We start from the raw sequence: 2184 nt of genomic DNA, 5'->3' as shown, positions 1-2184 counted from the left end.
GCGCGCGGGCCACGGCGCGCTGGCCGAAGGCGTGTACGTGGGCTGGTGGAACGCCGCCACCAAACTGAACCTGGGGCTGGCCGCCGGCGCGGCGCTGCCCTTGCTTGCCCTGGCCGGATATGCGCCCGGCCAAACCGATCCCCAAGCCTTGCAGGCACTCACCCTGGCCTATGTGGCCGTGCCCTGCGCTCTGAAACTGATGGCCGCCGCGCTGCTGTGGCGCTGGCGCATCGCCAACCCGGAAGAAACATGACCACCGCTTTCCACCCCCTTCACAAGCGCCTGCTGGCGCTGGCCATGGCCTTGCTGGCCACCACCTGGCTGGCCAGTTGCGCCGGTCCGCAACTGGCGGACCACGCCGGCGAACGGCCGGTGTTCGATCTGCAGCAATACTTCACCGGCGACGTGCGGGCCTACGGCCTGGTGAGCGACCGCTCGGGCAAGGTCTTGCGCCGTTTTGTGGTGACGCTGCGCGGCGACTGGGTGGGCAACCAGGGCACGCTGAACGAACAGTTTGTCTACGACGACGGCGAACGCCAGCAGCGCATCTGGCACCTGCAGCGCCTGGACAACGGCCGCTACACCGGTACCGCCGACGACGTGGTGGGCGTGGCCGAGGGCGCACAAAACGGCTCCGCCTTCAACTGGCACTACACCTTGAGCCTGCCGGTGGACGGTCGTGTCTACGAAGTGCAGTTCGACGACTGGATGCACCTGATCGACGAGCGCACCGTGATCAACAAAGCCACCATGAGCAAGTGGGGGCTGCGCCTGGGTGAGGTCACCCTGTCGTTCACCAAGCTGTGATGCCATGGCACTGAACCCTGTCATCCGCGACTGGAACGACCAGGTCGTGTGGATCGTGGGCGCGTCGTCCGGCATTGGCCGCGCCACCGCCAGCCGCCTGCACGCCCTGGGCGCGGTGGTCGTGGTCTCGGCCCGCAACGCGGACGCGCTGAACGCCTTTGTGGCGCAGCACCCGGGCAGCCACGCCGTGGCGCTGGACGTGACCGACCCCGCCGCGCTGAGCAGCGCCATGGCAACCGTGCTGGCCCTGCGCGGACGCCTCGACCTGGTGGTGTACTGCGCCGGGCACTACCTGGCGATGCGTGCCGACAGCTTCGATCTGGCGGAAATGCAGCGCCACCTCGCGGTCAACTACAGCGGCGCCCTGCACCTGCTCGACGCCGCCCTGCCGGTGCTGATCCGGCAAGGCCACGGCCACCTGAGCCTGGTGGCCAGCGTTGCGGGTTACCGGGGCCTGCCCAACGCCATGGCCTACGGGCCGACCAAGGCCGCCTTGCAACACCTGGCCGAAACCCTGTACCTGGACTTGCACCCGGCGGGCATTGGCGTGTCGGTGATCAACCCGGGTTTTGTCGCCACGCCGCTCACCGCACCCAACACCTTCACCATGCCCGCGCTGCTGACGCCCGAGCAGGCAGCGCAACACATGGTGCGGGGCTGGGCGCGCGGGCGTTTTGACATCCACTTTCCCAAACGCTTCACACTCTGGCTCCAGCTGATGCGCTTGTTGCCGCACAGCTGGTATTTTCCGGCGGTCCGCCGCACCACACAAACATGAGCCCACCCGACCCATCCCCGTCCGCTGTCCACGCGCGCGACCCGCGCACCGCGCGGGTGGTCGATTTTTACGAGTCGCTCTCACCGCGCTCGCTGCGCCGCCTGCCCACGGTGTACGCCGAGGACGCGCGCTTCATCGACCCGTTCAACGACGTGACCGGCCACGCCGACATCCAGCAGGTGTTCGAACACATGTTCGTGTCGGTGGAGGCACCGCGCTTCGAGGTGCTGCATTCCATCACCGAAGGCAGAGAGTGCTTTTTGCTGTGGAACTTCCGCTTTCGCAGCCGCCCCGGAGCGCCCGAAACCCGCATCCACGGGGGCAGCCATTTGCGCTTCGCGGTGGATGGCCGCGTGGTCTGGCACCGCGACCATTGGGACCCAGCGCGCGAGCTGTACGAAAACCTGCCGGTGCTGGGCTGGGTGCTGCGGCGGCTGCGGCGGCATCTGCGCGCCGTGCGCTGATCCTGCGCCGCCAGCGGGGCGGGATCAACGCTGGGCAGTGGGCGGCACATATATAAGCGGATCACGATATATAGTGGCGGCACCACCCCGTTCGGCCTCAGTGCCTCCCTGGAGACCCGCATGCGCCCCGCCTGG

Annotated in this window: 4 protein-coding genes; all 4 read left to right on the top strand. The window is 68.0% G+C overall.

From position 1 onward, the window contains the following. On the top strand, nt 1-253 hold a 253-nt coding region (locus ABYB95_RS22170; protein WP_372662086.1), incomplete at its 5' end, for an MFS transporter. Then, the gene (locus ABYB95_RS22165; protein ID WP_372662083.1) at nt 250-807 is read left to right on the top strand and encodes a DUF3833 domain-containing protein; all 558 of its coding nucleotides are present in this window, start codon (nt 250-252) and stop codon (nt 805-807) included. The genes ABYB95_RS22170 and ABYB95_RS22165, both read left to right, overlap by 4 nt. A gap of 4 nt (nt 808-811) precedes the next feature. After that, nucleotides 812-1585, top strand: coding sequence for an SDR family NAD(P)-dependent oxidoreductase (locus ABYB95_RS22160; RefSeq protein ID WP_372662079.1), 774 nt, complete (start codon nt 812-814; stop codon nt 1583-1585). Further along, nucleotides 1582-2049, top strand: a complete 468-nt coding sequence (locus tag ABYB95_RS22155) for a nuclear transport factor 2 family protein (protein WP_372662076.1) — start codon at nt 1582-1584, stop codon at nt 2047-2049. Before ABYB95_RS22160 ends, ABYB95_RS22155 begins: the two co-directional genes overlap by 4 nt. Nucleotides 2050-2184: the final 135 nt, after the last annotated feature.

It is taken from the genome of Hydrogenophaga sp. (assembly GCF_041633695.1).
Lineage (GTDB): Bacteria > Pseudomonadota > Gammaproteobacteria > Burkholderiales > Burkholderiaceae_C > Hydrogenophaga.
This window is presented reverse-complemented; position numbering and strand designations above follow the sequence as displayed.

Coding starts and splice junctions, on each gene's coding strand:
- ABYB95_RS22165 (WP_372662083.1), top strand. CDS start 250: ATGACCACCGCTTTCCACCCCCTTCACAAGCGCCTGCTGGCGCTGGCC.
- ABYB95_RS22160 (WP_372662079.1), top strand. CDS start 812: ATGGCACTGAACCCTGTCATCCGCGACTGGAACGACCAGGTCGTGTGG.
- ABYB95_RS22155 (WP_372662076.1), top strand. CDS start 1,582: ATGAGCCCACCCGACCCATCCCCGTCCGCTGTCCACGCGCGCGACCCG.